We start from the raw sequence: 17,453 nt of genomic DNA, 5'->3' as shown, positions 1-17,453 counted from the left end.
CGCGTCCACCCTTCATGCGGCGCCGGAATGCATCTGTACGATCAGCCGGGCTTCATCCGGTGACAGGCCACAGCGCGCCACCAACTGTTCGACGTCGGCGCCCTCGCGGGCCAACTGCTGGGCCAGCGCATAGGAGGACTGCGGCGGGCTGTTGGCCGGCAATTCAAGCAGGCCGAGCCGGTGCTCGAGCCGCCCCAGGGCGGCAACCAGCATCGAGGTCGGCACATCGGTGGCCACGCGCGTCGCGCTGTGGCCAATCAGCGCCAGCGCCATGCGCAACTGCCTGGCCTGGCGCCAGAGCATGGCCAGCACAAAGGCCTGGAACAGCACCACGAACACCAGCACCGCCAAACAGATTTCAAGCCACATCCATCGCTCTCGCTCGAACCGATCGTGCCCGGACTGCGCCAGGCACATGACCGGGCGCGGAATGCTTATCGTAGCCTGCCCGGAGGCGGAACGTCGGGCCGGCCGCGCCCGCCATCCGGCCGACTGGGCTGGAGGGGTGCTGCTGGCTTGGATAGTGCAGACAGAGCCGGCTTGGGCACCGTGCCGGCGCGATGCATGGCCAGCGTGGGCGCGGATACGCCGCGCTGGGCCGGAGTCCGGACCACGGCTTGGGCGGCCAGCCGCCCTGCCGAAGAGGCCGTTGCCGGAAACGGGCCGGGCACGGCAGCGGCTGTCGCCGTCCTGGCCAGCAGCAGCGACGAAGGATCTGCCGCCAGGTCCTGGAGATTCCGGGAAGGACGCTGTACGGACTGCTCGTGCCCGCCCATCACCACCACCAGCACGCGACGATTCTGGTTGCGCCCCTCGATCGTGGCATTGTCCGCGATCGGGCGCACCTCGCCCCAGCCGACGATGCCCATGCGGTCCGGATTGATGCCGTGCTCGGCAAACAGGCGCGCGACGCTCGCCGCGCGCGCCGCCGACAGCTCCCAGTTGGAGGGGAACGCCGCGGTGGCGATTGGCACGTTGTCGGTGAAACCCTCGATGCGCAGGGGGTTGCCGAATGGCGCCAGGATGCCGGCCATGCTGCTCAATATGCCCTGCGCCGGCGTGGACAGGCTGGCCACGCCGCTGGGGAACAGGACGTCGGTGCGGATCTCGATCTCCAGCCGGTCCGGGCCGCCGCGCACCACCACCAGCTTGCGGTCGATCAGCGGCTGCAGTGCCTTGCGCACGAGGTCCTCGATGCGCCGCAGATCCGCCGAAGTCGCGCTGGCGCTCGAGGTTGCAACAGCGGGCAAGGGACGCGCCGGCGCCGGCGCGTCCGGCGGCCGCTTGCTCGTGGCGTCGCGCACGAGCACGGCGTTGCTGCCGTTGAACGCCTCGGCCAACGCCTCGGAGGCCACGCGGTACTTGCCCTCATTGACCACGGACACCGCATACATCACCACGAAGAACGCCAGCAGCAAGGTCATCAGGTCGGCGTAGGGAATCGCCCAGGCCTCGTGGTTGATGTGCTCGTCGTGGCGCTTGCGCCTCATTCCAGGTAGCCCTGCAGGCGCGCTTCAATCTGCCGCGGATTGTCGCCCTGGGCAATCGACACCAGGCCCTCGATGAGGATTTCGCGCAGTTGTGATTGCTTGCCGATCAGCGATTTCAGCCGTGCCGACATCGGCAGCATGAACATGTTGGCCAGGGCCACGCCATAGATCGTGGCGACGAAGGCCGCGGCAATGCCATGGCCGAGCTTGCTGGGATCGGACAGGTTCTGCATCACCGCCATCAGCCCCATCACGGCGCCAATGATGCCCAGGGTCGGCGAGTAAATGCCGGCGTTCTCGTAGACCTTGGCGCCGGCCATGTCGACGGCCTCGCGCGTATCCAGGTCCACCTCCAGCACGCTGCGGATGGCCTCGGGCTCGCCCCCGTCAATGAGCAACTGCAACCCCTTGCTGACAAACGGGTCGCGCTCCAGGTCGAGTTGCGACTCCAGGCCGAGCAGGCCCTGGCGGCGGGCGATTTCGCTCCAGCCGACGATGCGCGCAATCAAGTCCGCAGGGCGGTGGCGCGGCTGCCGGTAGATCATCGACACCATCGACATCGCGCGCTTGAGCACATGCCCCTGGGTCTGCACCAGCAGGGCGGCGAAGGTGCCGAAGATGACGATCACGAACGCGGCCGGATTCCACAGCGCGCCAATCGTGGAGCCTTTCAGCAACGTGCCGACCAGCAGCACGACGATGCCCAAGGCAGTACCGATGGTGCTTATCTTGTCCATCGCCTCAGGCCTTCATCGACAGGCAGGCCGTGCTCGCGCCGTCGGGCTGGGACGAGCATGCGACCACCGGAGCGGACGTCGTCCGCGACTGGGGGATGCGCAGTTCCACCTCGGTGCCGTGGCCGGGAGTCGAGCGCAGCTCGACGCTGCCGCCCAGCTCCGTCATGCGGGTCCTGACCACGTCCATGCCAAAGCCGCGCCCGGAAATCTCCGAAGCCACCGTCGTCGTGCTGAAGGCGGGTCGAAACACCAGATCGAGACAGCCCTTGACATCGAGGCTTGCCGCGGCGGCGGCATCGAGCAGGCCTTGCTCCACGGCGCGGCGGCGCAGTGCCGTCGGGTCCATGCCGCGCCCGTCGTCAACCACGCTGATGTACACGCAGCCGTCGTGTTGGCTGGCCGCAAGGCGGATACGACCGCGCGCAGGCTTGCCGAGGCGACGACGTTCCTCGGGCGAGCAGATGCCGTGGTCCACGGCATTGCGCAGCAGGTGCACCAGGGCATCGACCAGCGCATCCGTGACGCTACGATCGAGATCGGTATCGGCCCCTTCGATGACCAGCTCAACGTCCTTGCCGAGCTTGCGGGCAAGATTGCGCACCACCTGCGGAAAGCGCTGGAACACCAGGCCGACCGGTTGCAGGCGCAAGTCCAGAACGGCCGCATGCAAGCCCGCGCTGACGCGGCGAAGCTCGGCGGCCATCGCCGCCAGGGCGCCCCCGGCATCGTGCCGGGCCAGGCCGTCCAGCCGTCCGCACGCCGCTTCCAATGCAGCGATGCGCGCGGCCAGCTCATCCAGGTGCGCCACGGTCACGTGCACCATGGCCGGGGCTGTGGGCGGCACCGGCAACCCATGGGGCATGGCATCGCTGCCCGGAGCGGCCTGACCGTGCAGGCTGTCCAGCAGGGCCTCGAATTCGTCGTCGCCCATGCCTGCGGCGGCGGAGATCTCGGCGGGGGCCGGAACTTGCGGGTCCGCCACGATCGCCGCGGGCGACAGCCGCCTGGCCAAGGCATCCGATGGTGGCGTCACCGACTTGCCCGCAGCCACCTCGTCGAGCGTGGCGGTGATCGCATCCACGGCGTCGAGCAAGGCATCGAGCTCGGGCGTGGCCAGCACGACGCTGCGCTGGCGTGCCGCCTTGAGCAAATCCTCGGCATGGTGGCAGACGACCACGACTGCCTCCAGATCGAGGAAACCGGCGCCACCCTTGATCGAGTGGAAACTGCGAAAGGCCGCATCCAGCAGGCCCTGGTCGGTAGGCACCGCTTCCAGCCGGATCAGCTGCGCGCCCAGGCGCTGCAGCAACTCCCTCGCCTCCACCAGGAAATCCCCCAACAGCGTGTTGTCCCGTGCGTCATCCATGCCCGCTCCTCAAAAGCCGAATTCCGCCAGCAGGCGATCGGCATCGGCCTGGCTGGACACCGGTGGGGCAACGCCAGGGACTTCCTCGCCCGCCAGTTCGCCGGTCAAGCGCACCAGCTCAAGCAGGGCAGACTCCACACTGCCGATGAACGCGGCCACCTTGTGGATACGCTGCCCGCTCAGGTCCTGCCAGGACTGCGCCAGCACCATGTCGGCCAGCGCGGTGCGCGTCGCCAGGCCAAACTCCAGCGCCCGGTATGCCAGCGGCAAGGCCAGGTCGCCCGCCGCGGTGCGCTCCACGACGGCTTGCGCATGCTGCACCAGCGCGTCGGCGTCAGGGCGCATGCGTTCGGCAAAATCCAGGCTGCGGTTTGCCGCCTGCGCACTCATCTCCAGCACGGCCTCGAGCTGCTGGCGCGCGTCCGCGGCGACGCCAGCCACGTCCTCGCGCGCAAACTCCGCGCCGAGCCGGTGCAAGGCCTCGTGCAGGTCGCGGGCAAGCTGTCCCAGGGTGCGGAACACATTGCGCTCGCGCTGGTACACGATCGCATCCAACGCCCGCTCGAACGCCGGGCCGTCGGCGCTGTCGAGCAACTCGCGCAGCGCCGGCGGCAGGTCATCGTCCAAGGCCAGGTGGTAGTGCGTATTCATGCGCTGGCCTCGCTCACTGCCAGGCGCTCGAAGATGCGGCTGATCTTCTGCTCCAGGGTTGCCGCACTGAACGGCTTGACGACGAAGCCATTCACCCCGGCTTGCGCGGCAGCAATGATCTGCTCGCGGTTGTTTTCCGCGGTGACCATCAGCACCGGCAGGGTCTTGGTCTGGTCCCACTCGCGGATGCTGAGCAACAGGTCGATGCCGGTCATGTTCGGCATGTTCCAGTCGGTGATCACCAGGTCGAAGCGCACGTTGCGCAAGATGGCCATGGCGTTGTGGCCGTCGTCGGCCTCCTGGATCAGCTTGGGCCGGACGCCGAGGTCGATCAGCAGGTTGCGCACGATCCGGCGCATGGTGGAAAAGTCGTCGACCACCAGGATCCGCATATTCTTGTCCAGCATTTTCTCCACCGGTCCCATGGCCTGTCGTCCTGCGCTCGGTGTCGCTGTGCAATCAGCCGCGCCAATCGGCCAGGCGCGCCCGGAGGCGCACGACCGCCTGGCCGTGGATCTGGCAAACCCGCGACTCGGTCACCCCGAGCACGGCTCCAATCTCCCGCAGGTTGAGCTCCTGTTCGTAATACAGGGACATGACCAGCTGTTCGCGCTCGGGCAGACTGGCAATGGCCTCGGCCAGGGCGGCCTGCAAATCCGTGCGCTCGATGTCCTCCACCGGCTCCCGTGCGGACTGGTCGGCCACCTCGAGCACCGTGCCCTCGCCGTCGTCGTCGGTGGCGGTGAGACTGAGCAGGCGCGCGCATGCGGCGTCGGCCAGCACCTGGTGGTATTCGTCGGCACTGAGGCCGAGCCGGCGCATGATCTCGACGTCCTCGGCGTCGGCACCGGTTTCCGCCTCGATCTGGCGGATGACTTCGGCCACCTCGCGCGACTTGCGATGCACTGAGCGCGGAGTCCAGTCGGCGCGACGCAACTCATCGAGCATGGCGCCGCGCACGCGGATGCCGGCAAAGGTCTCGAAGCTGGCGCCGCGGTCGGTAGCGAAATTCCGCGCCGCCTCAAGCAGGCCCAGCATGCCGGCCTGAATCAGGTCGTTGACGTCCACGCTCGCCGGCAGGCGCCCCATCAGGTGATAGGCAATGCGCCTGACCAGCGGCGCATGCCGGCGCACCAACTCCTCCGCGCTGTCCCGCGAATGCTGTAGGTATTCCGAGGCCACACTCATGTCTTCATCCTGCTTGCGGGCAACGCCCGGTCACCAAAGAATGCGATCCGATCGGTGCCGGCACGCTCGGCCTGCGCCCAGCTATCGACTGCTTGAGCCAATTGCTTGAACGCCAGCGCCGAGCGGCTCGATGGCCACAGATCCACCACCGCACTTTGCCGGCGAATGGCCTGACGCAGACGCTCGTCATGCGGAATCCAGCCGCTGAAGTCGATCACCACTTCCAGGAAGCGGTCGCACACCCGCGACAACTTGTGGTGCAACTGCCGCGCGCCGCCCTCGTTCTGCATCATGTTGGCCACCATGCGGAACCGGCGGACGCCAAAATCGCGGCTGAGCACCTTGATCACCGCGTAGGTATCGGTCAGCGAGGCTGGCTCGTCGCACACCACCAGCAGCACGTCGTCGCTGGCAGCGGCAAACATCGACACGTTGTCGGACAGGCCGGCGGCGGTGTCCACCAGCAGGTATTGCGGCGGCCGCGCGAGGTCGTCGAAGGCGCGGATGATTGCCGCGTGCTCGCTGTTCGGCAATTGCGCCAGGCGGCGCGCGCCGGAACCGGCCGGGATCACGCGCAAGCCGTGTGGGGCTTCCAGCACCAGCTCCTCCAGCGTCGCACTGCCATCCAGCAGGTGGCCAATGTGCCGGGTCGGGGACAGGCCGAGCAGTACGTCGACATTGGCCAGGCCCATGTCGGCGTCCAGCAGCATCACGTCGTTGCCCTCGATGGACAACGCCATGCCGAGATTGACCGCCACCGTGCTCTTGCCGACGCCGCCCTTGCCGCCGGACACCGCAATCGCCCGGCACGGTTGGCGCGCGCCCCCGACCTTCGCTGCCGTTCCTGCGGGGACCTTGGCGGCCGCCGCATGCGGCCCCGCGCCAGGTCCTTGTCCAGGGGCAAACAAGGTCTTGAGGCCAGCGGCCTGATCCATCACATCCACTCCGTTCATGCCTCGGCCAACTCCAGTCCAAACCGCTCGGCGAGCAGGCCGGTATCGGGCGCGGCGGCGCGCGAGGACTGCACCGCAAAGCACACGAGCTTGCGGGCATCGGCCAAGGCAATGTCCTCGGGCACGCGCTGGCCGTCGGTGGTGTAGTCCAGCGGCAGGCGGTGCCGGATCAACAACGACAATGCCCCGCCGAGGCTGGGGGCCTCGTCGAGCTTGGTCAGGATGCAGCCGCCCGGATTGAGCGAGCGATAGGCCTGCTCGGCCGCGTCCAGCGCTTCGGACTGTGCGTTGGCAGCCAAGACCAGGCAGGTGCGCAAGCCACCGGCGTGGACAAAAATCTCGATTTGCTGCTGCAACCGCGGATCGCTGACTGCGATGCCGGCGGTATCGATCAACACGGTGTGGCAGTCGCGCAGCAGCTCCAGCACCTTGCGCAGGCTTTGCGCGTCGTAGGCCGGATAGACGCGCACGCCGAGCAGCCGTCCGTAGTGCTCGAGCTGGGCGGCGGCACCAATGCGGTAATGGTCGGTGCTGACCAGGGCCACCTTCTCCGCGCCCACGCGCAATACGGCGCGGGCCGCGAGCTTGGCCACGGTAGTGGTCTTGCCCACCCCGGTCGGGCCGACCAGGGCAGTTACGTTCGGGCCGTCAGCCTGGACGCGGCTGCTGACGCCCAGATGCCGGGACAACAGGCCGAGCGGCAGGTAGCGCGCCTGGTCGGCGCTGACCTTGGGCGGCAATTCGGCAACCAGGGCGCGGGCGATGTCGGCGTCAATGCCGATGCGGGTCATCTCGCGCAGCACACCAGCCTGCAACGGTTGACGCCGCTCCAGGTCGTTCCACGCCAGGCTGGACAACTGGGTCTCCAGCATGGCGCGCAAGCTGCCCAGCTCCTCGCGCATGCGCGCGGTTTCCAGCGCTGCCTGCTCGATGGAGGCAGGCGCGCGGGCAGGACCGAGGGAAGCATCGCCCGTCCGCAGGGAACTCACGGCGGCCGCGGGCGGGGTCCTGCGGGCAGCCGGGACCTCTGGCGTTTGCAGCAAACTCCGTGCGTCAGCGGGCGGGCTCGTCCGGAGCGGCGCCGGTGCGCATGGCGGGCTGACCTCTGCGGAACTCGCCACGGGGGCTGCACCCTGGCGCACGGCATCGTTGACCAGGCTCTCGTCGTAGTCGATCGCGGCAATGACCTCGATGCCGTCGGCGATGCGTCGGGTCGACAAGATGACCGCGTCAGGCCCCTGCTCGTCCCTGACCAGGCCCATGGCCTGGCGCATGTCGGCGGCGGTGAATCGCTTGATCTTCATTGCTTGCTCCAGAAACCGAAACCGGGGTCAGAGTGGACTTCTTTTCGTCATCCCCGCGAAAGCGGGGATCCAGTGCATCCATGTGACCGGAACGACCCAAGGCACTGGATGACCGGCATTCGCCGTTGTGAAGCGCCTCCCGCTTTCGCGGGAATGACGAGAACGGAGGGTTCCGCGTTCAAATAAGTGTTGGTCCACTCTGATCCCAGTTTTGGTTTTGATTCCCATGCCGCTAGGCTCCTAAGGCCTGCACGAGGCGTACCCGGCGGTTGTCCGGAACCTCGTTGTAGGCCAGTACGTGCAGGTTCTGTGCCACATGCTGGGTGAAGCGTGCGAGCCACGGCCGCAGCTGCGGCGCCACCAGCAGGACCGCGGGTTCGCCGCGCATTTCCTGGTGCCGTGCCACGTCGGCCACGCTCTGCTGCAGGCGGTCGGCAAGCCCCGGTTCCACCGCGGCGCCGGCCACGCTGCCGCCGGCCGCCAGCGAGTTGATCAGGATCTGTTCGAGGTCCGGCGCGAGCGTGATCACCGGCACTTCGGTGCCGAGCCCGGTGATCTCCTGCACGATCTGCCGGCCCAGGGCCACGCGGACCCCACCCGTCAAAACGCCGGGATCCTGACTTTGCGCGGCGTGTTCCGCCAAGGATTCGACGATGCTGCGCATGTTGCGGATCGGCACGCGCTCGGCCAGGAGGTTCTGCAGCACCTTGACCACCACGCCCAGCGCCAGGCGCTTGGGCACGAGGTCCTCGACCAGCTTCGGCGCCGTGGTCGCCAGGCGGTCCAGCAGTTGCTGCACGTCCTGGTGGCTCAGCAATTCATGGGCGTGGCCCTGCAGGATGTGCGACAGGTGCGTGGCGATCACCGTGGCCGGGTCGACCACGGTGTAGCCATAGCTCTGCGCGAGCTCGCGCTGCCCAGGCTCGATCCACACCGCCGCCAGGCCGAAGGCCGGATCCTGGGTGGCAATGCCTTCCAGCGTGCCATGCACCTGGCCGGGATTGATCGCCAGCAGGCGCTCGTTGTGGATCTCCGCCTCGCCCATCGGCACCCCCATCAAGGTGATGCGGTAGGCGTTGGGACTGAGGTCGAGGTTGTCGCGGATATGCACGGCCGGGACCAGGAAGCCCAGCTCCTGCGAAAGCTTGCGGCGCACTGACTTGATGCGCCCCATCAGCTCGCCGCCCTGGTGGATATCCACCAGCGGAATCAGGCGATAGCCGACTTCCAGCCCCAGCGGATCGACGCTGGTAACGTCCTCCCAGCCCAGCTCCATGCGCTCGGCCGGTACCGCTGCGGCCGGCGCCTCGGGCACCACCTCGGCCAGCCTGGCCCGGGTTTCGCGCTCGCGCTTGAGCAGCAGCCAGCCCGCGCCGGCGCAGCTCGCGCCGAGCAGCAGGAAGGCCAGGTTCGGCATGCCCGGGATCATGCCCATGACCAGGAGCACCGCCGCGGCCACGCCCAGCGCCCGTGGCTGGCCAAAGACCTGGCCAATCACCTGCTTGCCCATGTCCTGGGCCTTGGACACGCGGGTGACGATGATGGCCGCCGCCACCGAGAGCATCAGCGCCGGCACTTGCGCCACCAGGCCATCGCCGATGGTCAGCAGGGTGTAGGTGCGCCCTGCCTCGCTGGCGGACAGGCCGTGCTGCATCACGCCGATGAAGAAGCCCCCGATGATGTTGATGAGCAGGATCAGGATGCCGGCGGTGGCGTCGCCGCGCACGAATTTCGAGGCACCGTCCATGGAGCCGTAGAAGTCCGCTTCCTCGCGCACTTCCTGGCGCCGCTCGCGGGCCTGGTCCTGGGTCAGCAAGCCGGCGTTGAGGTCGGCGTCGATCGCCATCTGCTTGCCGGGCATCGCATCCAGGGTGAAGCGCGCGGTGACTTCGGATACGCGCGTGGCGCCCTTGGTGACCACCACGAAGTTGATGATGGTGATGATCGCAAACACCACCAGGCCGACCGCGAAATTGCCGCCAATGACGAACTCGCCAAATGCCTGGATGACTTTGCCCGCCGCACCCGGGCCATCATGGCCATGCATCAGCACGACGCGGGTGGAGGCGATGTTGAGCGCCAGGCGCAGCAGCGTCGCCATCAACACCACGGTGGGGAACGCGGCAAATTCCAGCGGCCGCATGACATAGACCACGGCCAGCAGGATCACCAGCGACAGCGCGATGTTGAAGCTGAACAGGATGTCGAGCAGGAACGGCGGCAATGGCAGCATCAACATCGCCAGCATCACCAGCAACATGATCGGCGCGCCAATTCCCCGTCGGGCGATGAGCTTGAAGTTGCCTAGGACCTCGGTACCTGTCATGGATTTGACTCGTCAACGATCACGATACGGCCCCATCAGGTCGGGGTCGACCTGCGGCGAAGGCGCGGCCGGTGGCGTGTCTCCGCGCTCGGTGGCTTGCTTGAGCTGGTAGACATAGGCCAGGACCTGGGCCACGGCCACGTACAGCGCCGCCGGGATTTCGTGTCCCAGCCGCGTGGTTGCATACAAGGCGCGTGCCAACGGCGGCGCCTCGACCAGCGGGATGCGGTGGCTGGCCGCGACCAGGCGGATTTGCGCGGCCAGGACGTCGATGCCCTTGGCGATGACCCGCGGCGCGCCCATGCGGCTGTCGTCGTAGCGCAGGGCCACGGCAAAGTGGGTCGGGTTGACCACCACGACATCGGCCTTGGGCAATTCCTCCATCATGCGTTGCCGGGCCTGGGCCTGCTGCACCTGGCGGATGCGCCCCTTCATTTCGGGATTGCCCTCGGTCTCCTTCATCTCATCGCGCACTTCCTGCAAGCTCATGCGCAGGTTCTTGTTGTGGTCGTACTTCTGGTAGATCGCGTCGATGGCGCCAATGCAGGCCAGCACGCCGCCAAACCACAATCCGGCACGCGCCATCAGCTGCAGCGCCTGGGCAATGCCGGCCATGACCGAGCCGCGGCCGGTGCCCTGCAACCGGTCGTTCCAGTTGTGCAGCAGCAGGGCCAGCACCGCGCCGATGAAGAGAAGTTTCAGCAGCGCCTTGCCCAGCTCGACCAGGCCGCGCATGGCAAAGATCTTGCCCAGGCCCTTGATCGGATCCAGGCGTTCGAACTTGGGCTCCAGCGCCTGGACGCTGAAATTGAGCCCGCCGAGCAGGATGGGACCAACCAGCGTCGCCAGCACAGTGGCCAACGCGACCGGCCAAAACAGGCCCAGCGCCTCGAACACCGCCGCGTGCAACGCCCGCGCCGGCAACGCGTCGGTCAGCAACGCTTCGCGCGAATAGTCCATGCCAAGCGCAAACAGCCGTTGTGCGTGGCGCCAGGCGTTGTCGCCGGTACCGATCAAGGCCAGCGTGCCCGCCAACACGACCATGGCACCGGACAGGTCGCGCGAACGGGCGACTTCACCTTTCTCGCGCGCTTCACGCAGGCGTTTCTCGGTTGGCTGTTCGGTTTTCTCCTGGTCGCTGCCCTCGGCCATGACTCAGCCTCCGACCAGGTTGCGCATCAGGCCCCACGCGCTGTCCTGCAGCGCATCGAACGCACCCGGCAAGCTGCGCAGCGACAACCACAAGGCGATGAAACCCAGCGTGATGGTGATCGGGAAGCCCACCGCGAACAGGTTCATCGACGGCGCCGCGCGACTGATCGCGGCAAAACCGATGTTCACCACCAGCAACGAGGTCATTGCCGGCAAGGCCACTCGCACGCCGCCCGCGAACAGTTCCGCGGCAAAGCCCGCCACCGCATACAGGCCATTCGCATTGATCGCGAGCTGCCCCGGCGGCAGGCTGTGGAAGCTGTCGGCGAGCAGCGCAATCACGCGCAAATGGCCGTCCATAACCACGAACAGCAAGGTCACCAGCAGCAGGTAGAACTGGCTCAAGACGGTGGAGCTCGCCCCCGTCTGCGGGTCGGCCACCGAGGCAAAGCCCAGGCTCATGGCCTGGGACACGAGCTCGCCGCCGAGCGTTACCGCCTCGAACGCCATGCGCAGAACGAAGCCGACCGCCGCGCCAATCAACACCTGGCCGAGCATGGTCACCACGCCCGCGCCACTCAGCGGATCGATCGCACTCGTGGCCAGCGGCGTCAACACCATCGTCAGCACCAGCACCAGGCCAATGCGCACGCGGACCGGCACCATGCTGGAGCTGAACACGGGCACCACGAGGCACAGGCCGGTGACCCGGCCCAGGGCCCAGAAGCCACTGCCCAGCCACAGCTGGAGCTGGGCCAGGTCCAGCGCGTTCACCGGATGGCCCCCGGCAGTCCCTCGATCAATTGGCGCGTGAACTGCACGAGCACGCGCAGCATCCACGGCCCGGCCACCAGGGCGACCAGCGCCATGGCCATGAGCTTGGGAATGAAGCTCAGCGTCATCTCGTTGATCTGCGTGGCGGCCTGGATGACGCCCACGAGCAGGCCAACTGCCAGCGCGGTCAGCAGCAGCGGCCCGGACACGAGCATGGCGACGTACATCGCATGCTGGCCAAACGCCATCACCGATTCAGGCGTCATCGCCGCGCTCCGTTGTTTTGCGCTCCGCGCAGGTGAAAGCAAAAGCTTTCGTGCGCCTTCGGCGCGCGAGTTACTTTTCTCTGCTTGGCCAGAGAAAAGTAACCAAAAGAGAGGCCACCCCGCTTGGCGCTTTCCACCCATCCATGGGTGGAAAGTCCGTGAGCCGGAGCCGGGCTTTTCGGCGGCACATCCTTGTACCGTCGAAAAGGCATCGGCATCCTGCCGATGCCCGCTTCGCGGCCTGATCGTCTCCGTCTCACCGCCGCACAGGGGGCCCCACAAAGCGGGCGCGCTCCTGCGCGCACTCCTCGAAAGGCTGGCAAGACCGGGTGCTGCGCTCTCGGCGGCGCAGCCGCCGCACCGAGTGCGGGCCAGGATTGGCCCGCCCGCTCTTCGGGGTCCCCTGTGCGGCGGTGAGGGCCGGACGACAAGGCCCGCAGGGGGCTCGACAGGGATGTCGAGCCTTTTTCGACCGGACAGGAGTCCGGCCGAAAAACCCGGCCGGCCCTCACGAACTTTTCGGGCAGGATGCCCGAAAAGCGCCAAGCGGGGTGCCCCTCTCTTTGGTTACCTTTCTCTCGGGCAAGCGAGAGAAAGTAACTCGCGCGCCGAAGGCGCACGAAACGCCCTTGATCTTGATCCAAGAGCACCTGGCCACCGCCCGGACAAGCAGCCAGAGCATCGCCCGCGAGCGGGCTCCCACAAAAAGGAGAAGCCGAGCGCAGCGATGCGGAGCTCATGTGTAGAAGCTCCCGGCGAGGGTGCCGAGGAGGAGTGTCCAGCCGTCCACCAGCACGAACAACATGATCTTGAACGGCAGCGAGATGATCATTGGCGAGACCATCATCATGCCCATCGACATCAGCACGCTCGCCACCACCAGGTCGATGATGAGGAACGGCACGAACAACATGAAGCCCATCTGGAACGCGGTCTTCAGCTCGCTGGTGAGGAACGCCGGCATGGCCACCTTGAACGGCACGTCGGCCTTGCTCGCATAAGGCTTCTCCCTGGCCAGCCGGGTGAACAGTTGCAGATCGGCGTCGCGGGTCTGCTCCAGCATGAACAGCTTGAACGGTGTCGCCGCGGCGGGCAGTGCAACCTCGGCGCTCACCTGGCCGTCCATATACGGCTTGATGCCGTCGGTGTAGGACTTGTTCAGCACCGGCGACATCACGAACAACGTGAGGAAGAGCGCCAGGCCGAGCAGCACCTGGTTTGGCGGCGTCGACTGCGTGCCCAGCGCCTGGCGCAGGAAACCAAGCACGATGATGATGCGGGTGAAGGAGGTCATCATCAGCGCCGCGGCCGGCAGCAACGTGAGCGCCGTCATCAGCGCCAGCACCTGGAGCGACAGCGTCCAACTCTGGCCGCCCCCGGCAGCCGGCTGCACGTTCAACAGCGGGATGCCAGGCGTCGCGGCGCTCGCCAAGGCGGGCAGTGCAAGCAAGACCAGCAGCGCGAGCCAACGCACGGGTTTCATGAGCGAATCTTCCAGCGTGCGAGCAGTTCGGCAAACGCCGGCCGCGCTGCCGCCGGCGACGACGTCGGCTGCGGCGCGAGCTCGCCCGCGTGGGCCTCAGGGGCGTAAACATGCAGCGTGCGCATGCCACCGGCGCCGGTACCAACCAACAGGCGCTGGCCGTCAGCCTCCAGCAGCACGATGCGCTCGCGCGCGCCGAGGGCGAAGCTCTCCACGCAGCGGATGCGCCGGCCGGCGCCCCCCCGCCCATGTTGCAGGCGCCGGCTCAGCCAGCCGGCGGCGAATATCAGCAGGACGATACCGGCCAGGCTGAACAGGACGCGCAGCAGCTCGCCACCGGCATTGAACTCGCTGGCTGCCGCAAGCGGCGTCGTACCCAACAGGAAGGCGACGGTGCTCATCAGCGCAGCTTGCGCACGCGCTCGGCCGGGCTGATCACGTCGGTCAGGCGGATGCCGAACTTCTCGTTGATCACCACGACCTCGGCATGGGCCACGAGGGTGCCGTTGACGAAGACGTCCAACGGCTCGCCAGCAGCACGATCGAGCTCAACCACCGAGCCCTGATTGAGCTGCAGCAGGTTGCGAATGCTGATGCGGGTGCGGCCCACTTCCATGGCGAGCGTCACCGGGACGTCCAGGATCATGTCCAGGCGGACGCCGCCAGGGCCGGCTGCGCCTGCGTGCAACGGATCGAACGCGACGCGCTCGGTGGCGCCGGCCTCCGCTTCGGCAATGGTGGCGCTGGAATCTGGCTCGACAGTCTCGTTCATGGCTTACTCTTCTGGTGGGATTTATCCTCGGCACTGATGCGCCGGCGGCGCTCAGCCTGGGCATGGAAGGCAATGGCGTTGACGCCATGGGACTGGCCGTAGTGGCCACGAAACACCGGCACGTCCTCGGCATACACCGTGGCCAGCTCCGGCAACTGCACGGGGATCACGTCGCCCGGGCGCAAGTGCAGAAACTCGCCAAGGCTCATGCGCGCCTCGAGCAGCATCGAGCTGAGGTTCACCTCGGCATCCATTACTTCCTGGCGCAACAGCTCGGCCCAACGGCCGTCGGTGTCGGTGCGGTCGCTTTGCACGCCGGCATCGAGCAGGGTGCGCAACGGCTCGATCATCGCGTAGGGCAGCGTCAGATGGACCTCGCCGCCACCGCCGTCCAACTCGACCCGGAAGCGCGAAACGACCACGGTCTCGGTGGGGCTGACGATGTTGGCGAACTGCGGGTTGATCTCCGAACTGACGTATTCGAACTGGAGCGCCTGCACCGGCGCCCACGCTTCGACCATGGCCTTGAACAGCTCGTCGAGCATGATGCGGATGACGCGGTTCTCGGTCGGGGTGAAATCCCGCCCTTCGATGCGCGCCTTGTAGCGGCCGCCGCCGAAATAATTGTCGATCACGCTGAACACCAGGCGCGGCTCGAACACCGCCAACGCAGTGCCCCGCCAGGGGTTGATGTGCACCGTGTTCATGTTGCTGGGCAAGGCGAGGCTGTGTACGTATTCGGCGTACTTGACCATCGTCACGCCCAGCACCGAGACCTCGCAGGTCTTGCGCAGGATGCTGAAAACGCCCGTGCGGAAAAAACGGGCGAAACGCTCGTTGACCATTTCCAGGGTCGGCAGGCGGCCGCGCACGATGCGGTCCTGACGGGTGAAGTCGAAGCCGCTGACTGCGCCTGGCGGCAGCGGCTCGTCGTTGCCGGTGGCTACCGACCCGCCTTCAACGCCATCCAACAGCGCGTCGATTTCATCCTGGGACAAGAGCTCGCTCATGGCCACGGATCCCTCACTGGATCACGAAACTGGTGAAATACAGCGCCTCGATGCCGGGTCGGCCAAGCCGGGCCTGCACGACCTTTTGCACCGCAGCCAGCGCTTCGGCCTGCAATTTCTTGCGGCCTGCCGGCGTGCCAACCTCGGTGGCCTTCTGGTTGCTGAGCAAGGAGACCATGGCGTCGCGGATCACCGGGTCGGCGCCCTTGGCCGTGTCGATGGCCTTGTCGTCGTGCGCCATCAAGGTGATCGCCACCTGCAGGTAGCGCGAGGACTCGCCTTCGTTGAAATTCACCACGAAGGCCGGCTCCAGCGCCAGGTACAACTCGGCCTTGGACAGTTCCACGGCTGGCTTCTTCGGCGCGTTGGCGCCGGCCTTCGCCGCATCCTGGGCAAAATAGAAATAGCCGCCGCCAGCGCAGGCCAGCAAAACCACCAGGCCACCAAGCAGCAGCGGCCACCTGCGCTTCTTCACCGCGACTGGCGGCACCAGCTCGTTGACTTCCTCTTCCATGCTCGATCCCAGGTAGGCGTTGCGGGTCGCGGGACCGATCGACCGGCCCCTCTTCGCCATGCCTTGATGCAATCGGCGTGCCACGTAGGAAATCCGGCTGGGAGCGTAGATTCATCCCCTGGCGCCACGTCCCCGACGCACCGGCGACGGCGCTTTCTTGACGCCCGCCGATTTGCCGTCATCCAAGCGTCTTTGCCCCCTCTCCGCTGACGCTTCATCGTCGGGCGAGAGGGAGCCCAGCCCGCAGCCCCGCCGACACGTTGGGACCCAGCCCGCCGTTGCGCAGGCAGCTTTGCGGGGCTGGGGCCGTCAGGCGAACGCGTCGAGGAGGTTGGGGACGCCGGTGAGGGTGCCGGGGCCGGACACCTGCAGATCGAGGGGTTCGTCCGCCGCGGCCGAAGTACCACCGTGGTGCGGCGTCGAAGCGTGGTTGCCGCCGTGCTGGCCGACCTCGGCATGCCCGAGCGACAAGCCATGCTGGGCCAGCATCTGGCCAAGCTGCGGCAGGCTCTGCTGCAGGGCCTGCACGGTGCCTGGCTGCTGTACGCTGAAGACGACGTCGACATGCTCGTGGGACACGCTGACCTTGAGGTCGATCGGCCCCAGGTCCTCGGGATGAATCCGGATCCGGGCCTGCTTCACATCCTGCCCCGCCAGCCAGTTGACCTGCGCTGCCAGCTCCTGGTGGAAGCCGTCCGCGCCCAGCGGCGCAGCCAGGGCCAGCATGTGCATACCGGGCGCCGGCGCGGGCAGGGATGCGAGCTGAGCCGCGGGCAAATTGGCTGCGGTCGTGACCCCCGAGCCGGCCTGCGTCTCATCCGTCCCGGGCCCGCGCAGGGTAGACAGCACGGCCTGCAGGCCCGGCGCAATGCCGGTACCAGCGCCGGCAGCCCGGCTGCCGGGCAACGCATCGGCCGCTTGGGCCAGCAGCATGCGTGCGGCATCGGCAATTCCGGAAGCGACCGCGGCATGCGCGCGCCATTCGGCGCCCGTGCCGGAAGCCAGGGTCCCGCGATGTGCCATGGCTCCAGGCAAGGCGGCGCCAAAGAGCGGCAACAGCGCCGTCAACGGAGGCTGGGCCTGGCTATCGTCGCGATCGTCATCGTGCCCAGCGCGGGCCTCGTCGTCGCTTGCCGCGTCCGCAGCCGAAGGCCGCGGGTTGACGGCAGTCGGGGCGCCGGCGCGGTCCGAGGCGGCTGCGGTTGCACCCGGTGCGGCTGCAACTGCACCTGGCGCAGTGTCGGACTGTGCCGCGCCAACCTGCTTGCCAGCGGCATCATCAGCCTTGCCGCCGGGCGTGGCGGCACCCTCGTGCTGGCCGCGGGCCGCATCGAGCTGGCGGCCGAACTGGCCGTCGGCGCCATCGGCATCGCGTCCGGCAGCGGGTGGGGAACGCGGTGCCGGGGTGGGCGCGGCAGCGGGTGCAACTGGGGTGGCAAAGCTCTGTGCTGGCATGTCAGGCAGCTC

General features: G+C 67.4%; 19 protein-coding genes. All 19 read right to left on the bottom strand.

Features of this window, described 5'->3' with window-relative positions; all coding sequences use genetic code 11:
• Positions 1-12: 12 nt before the first annotated feature.
• The 19 genes from AC3WJB_RS06415 to AC3WJB_RS06325 all read right to left on the bottom strand — a co-directional run bounded on the left by AC3WJB_RS06415 (position 13) and on the right by AC3WJB_RS06325 (position 17,441).
• Positions 13-369 carry a DUF2802 domain-containing protein gene (locus tag AC3WJB_RS06415; protein ID WP_492679817.1) on the bottom strand — a complete coding sequence of 119 codons (357 nt, stop codon included), beginning with the start codon at positions 367-369 and terminating at the stop codon, positions 13-15.
• Positions 370-434: 65 nt separating this feature from the next.
• Positions 435-1,490: a flagellar motor protein MotD gene (motD, locus tag AC3WJB_RS06410; protein ID WP_492679816.1), complete on the bottom strand. Its 1,056-nt coding sequence runs from the start codon at positions 1,488-1,490 to the stop codon at positions 435-437.
• Complete coding sequence (locus tag AC3WJB_RS06405; protein WP_492679815.1) at positions 1,487-2,227, bottom strand: flagellar motor protein; 741 nt, start codon at positions 2,225-2,227, stop codon at positions 1,487-1,489. Before AC3WJB_RS06405 ends, motD begins: the two co-directional genes overlap by 4 nt.
• Before the next feature lie 4 nt (positions 2,228-2,231).
• Positions 2,232-3,593, bottom strand: a complete 1,362-nt coding sequence (locus AC3WJB_RS06400) for a chemotaxis protein CheA (RefSeq protein WP_492679814.1) — start codon at positions 3,591-3,593, stop codon at positions 2,232-2,234.
• Positions 3,594-3,602: 9 nt separating this feature from the next.
• Positions 3,603-4,244, bottom strand: a complete 642-nt coding sequence (locus AC3WJB_RS06395; protein WP_492679813.1) for a protein phosphatase CheZ — start codon at positions 4,242-4,244, stop codon at positions 3,603-3,605.
• Complete coding sequence (locus AC3WJB_RS06390) at positions 4,241-4,648, bottom strand: response regulator (RefSeq protein ID WP_492683107.1); 408 nt, start codon at positions 4,646-4,648, stop codon at positions 4,241-4,243. Before AC3WJB_RS06390 ends, AC3WJB_RS06395 begins: the two co-directional genes overlap by 4 nt.
• Positions 4,649-4,703: 55 nt before the next feature.
• Complete coding sequence (locus AC3WJB_RS06385) at positions 4,704-5,432, bottom strand: RNA polymerase sigma factor FliA (RefSeq protein ID WP_492679812.1); 729 nt, start codon at positions 5,430-5,432, stop codon at positions 4,704-4,706.
• The gene (locus AC3WJB_RS06380) at positions 5,429-6,385 is read right to left on the bottom strand and encodes a MinD/ParA family protein (protein WP_492679811.1); all 957 of its coding nucleotides are present in this window, start codon (positions 6,383-6,385) and stop codon (positions 5,429-5,431) included. The genes AC3WJB_RS06385 and AC3WJB_RS06380 overlap by 4 nt, the downstream gene beginning before the upstream one ends.
• On the bottom strand, positions 6,382-7,689 hold the full coding sequence (gene flhF / locus AC3WJB_RS06375; RefSeq protein ID WP_492679809.1) for a flagellar biosynthesis GTPase FlhF: 1,308 nt from the start codon (positions 7,687-7,689) through the stop codon (positions 6,382-6,384). Before flhF ends, AC3WJB_RS06380 begins: the two co-directional genes overlap by 4 nt.
• Before the next feature lie 232 nt (positions 7,690-7,921).
• Positions 7,922-10,015, bottom strand: coding sequence for a flagellar biosynthesis protein FlhA (gene flhA / locus AC3WJB_RS06370; RefSeq protein ID WP_492679807.1), 2,094 nt, complete (start codon positions 10,013-10,015; stop codon positions 7,922-7,924).
• A gap of 12 nt (positions 10,016-10,027) precedes the next feature.
• Positions 10,028-11,167, bottom strand: coding sequence for a flagellar biosynthesis protein FlhB (flhB, locus tag AC3WJB_RS06365; RefSeq protein WP_492679805.1), 1,140 nt, complete (start codon positions 11,165-11,167; stop codon positions 10,028-10,030).
• Between the two features lie 3 nt (positions 11,168-11,170).
• Positions 11,171-11,941: a flagellar biosynthetic protein FliR gene (gene fliR / locus AC3WJB_RS06360; protein ID WP_492679803.1), complete on the bottom strand. Its 771-nt coding sequence runs from the start codon at positions 11,939-11,941 to the stop codon at positions 11,171-11,173.
• Complete coding sequence (fliQ, locus tag AC3WJB_RS06355) at positions 11,938-12,207, bottom strand: flagellar biosynthesis protein FliQ (protein ID WP_492679801.1); 270 nt, start codon at positions 12,205-12,207, stop codon at positions 11,938-11,940. The genes fliR and fliQ overlap by 4 nt, the downstream gene beginning before the upstream one ends.
• Positions 12,208-12,943: 736 nt before the next feature.
• Complete coding sequence (gene fliP, locus AC3WJB_RS06350) at positions 12,944-13,690, bottom strand: flagellar type III secretion system pore protein FliP (protein WP_492679799.1); 747 nt, start codon at positions 13,688-13,690, stop codon at positions 12,944-12,946.
• On the bottom strand, positions 13,687-14,091 hold the full coding sequence (gene fliO, locus AC3WJB_RS06345) for a flagellar biosynthetic protein FliO (protein ID WP_492679797.1): 405 nt from the start codon (positions 14,089-14,091) through the stop codon (positions 13,687-13,689). Before fliO ends, fliP begins: the two co-directional genes overlap by 4 nt.
• A complete protein-coding gene (gene fliN / locus AC3WJB_RS06340) occupies positions 14,091-14,462 on the bottom strand; it encodes a flagellar motor switch protein FliN (RefSeq protein ID WP_492679795.1) in 372 nt (123 codons plus the stop codon). Before fliN ends, fliO begins: the two co-directional genes overlap by 1 nt.
• Positions 14,459-15,472, bottom strand: coding sequence for a flagellar motor switch protein FliM (gene fliM / locus AC3WJB_RS06335; protein ID WP_492679793.1), 1,014 nt, complete (start codon positions 15,470-15,472; stop codon positions 14,459-14,461). Before fliM ends, fliN begins: the two co-directional genes overlap by 4 nt.
• Before the next feature lie 13 nt (positions 15,473-15,485).
• Positions 15,486-16,046 carry a flagellar basal body-associated FliL family protein gene (locus AC3WJB_RS06330; protein ID WP_492679791.1) on the bottom strand — a complete coding sequence of 187 codons (561 nt, stop codon included), beginning with the start codon at positions 16,044-16,046 and terminating at the stop codon, positions 15,486-15,488.
• A gap of 249 nt (positions 16,047-16,295) precedes the next feature.
• Positions 16,296-17,441, bottom strand: coding sequence for a flagellar hook-length control protein FliK (locus tag AC3WJB_RS06325; RefSeq protein ID WP_492679789.1), 1,146 nt, complete (start codon positions 17,439-17,441; stop codon positions 16,296-16,298).
• Positions 17,442-17,453 lie beyond the last annotated feature (12 nt).

The sequence above is a fragment of the Rhodanobacter sp. FW510-R10 genome (genome assembly GCF_058781105.1).
The sequence above is the reverse complement of the archived record's forward strand: the minus strand, read 5'-3'. Positions and strand labels throughout refer to the sequence as shown.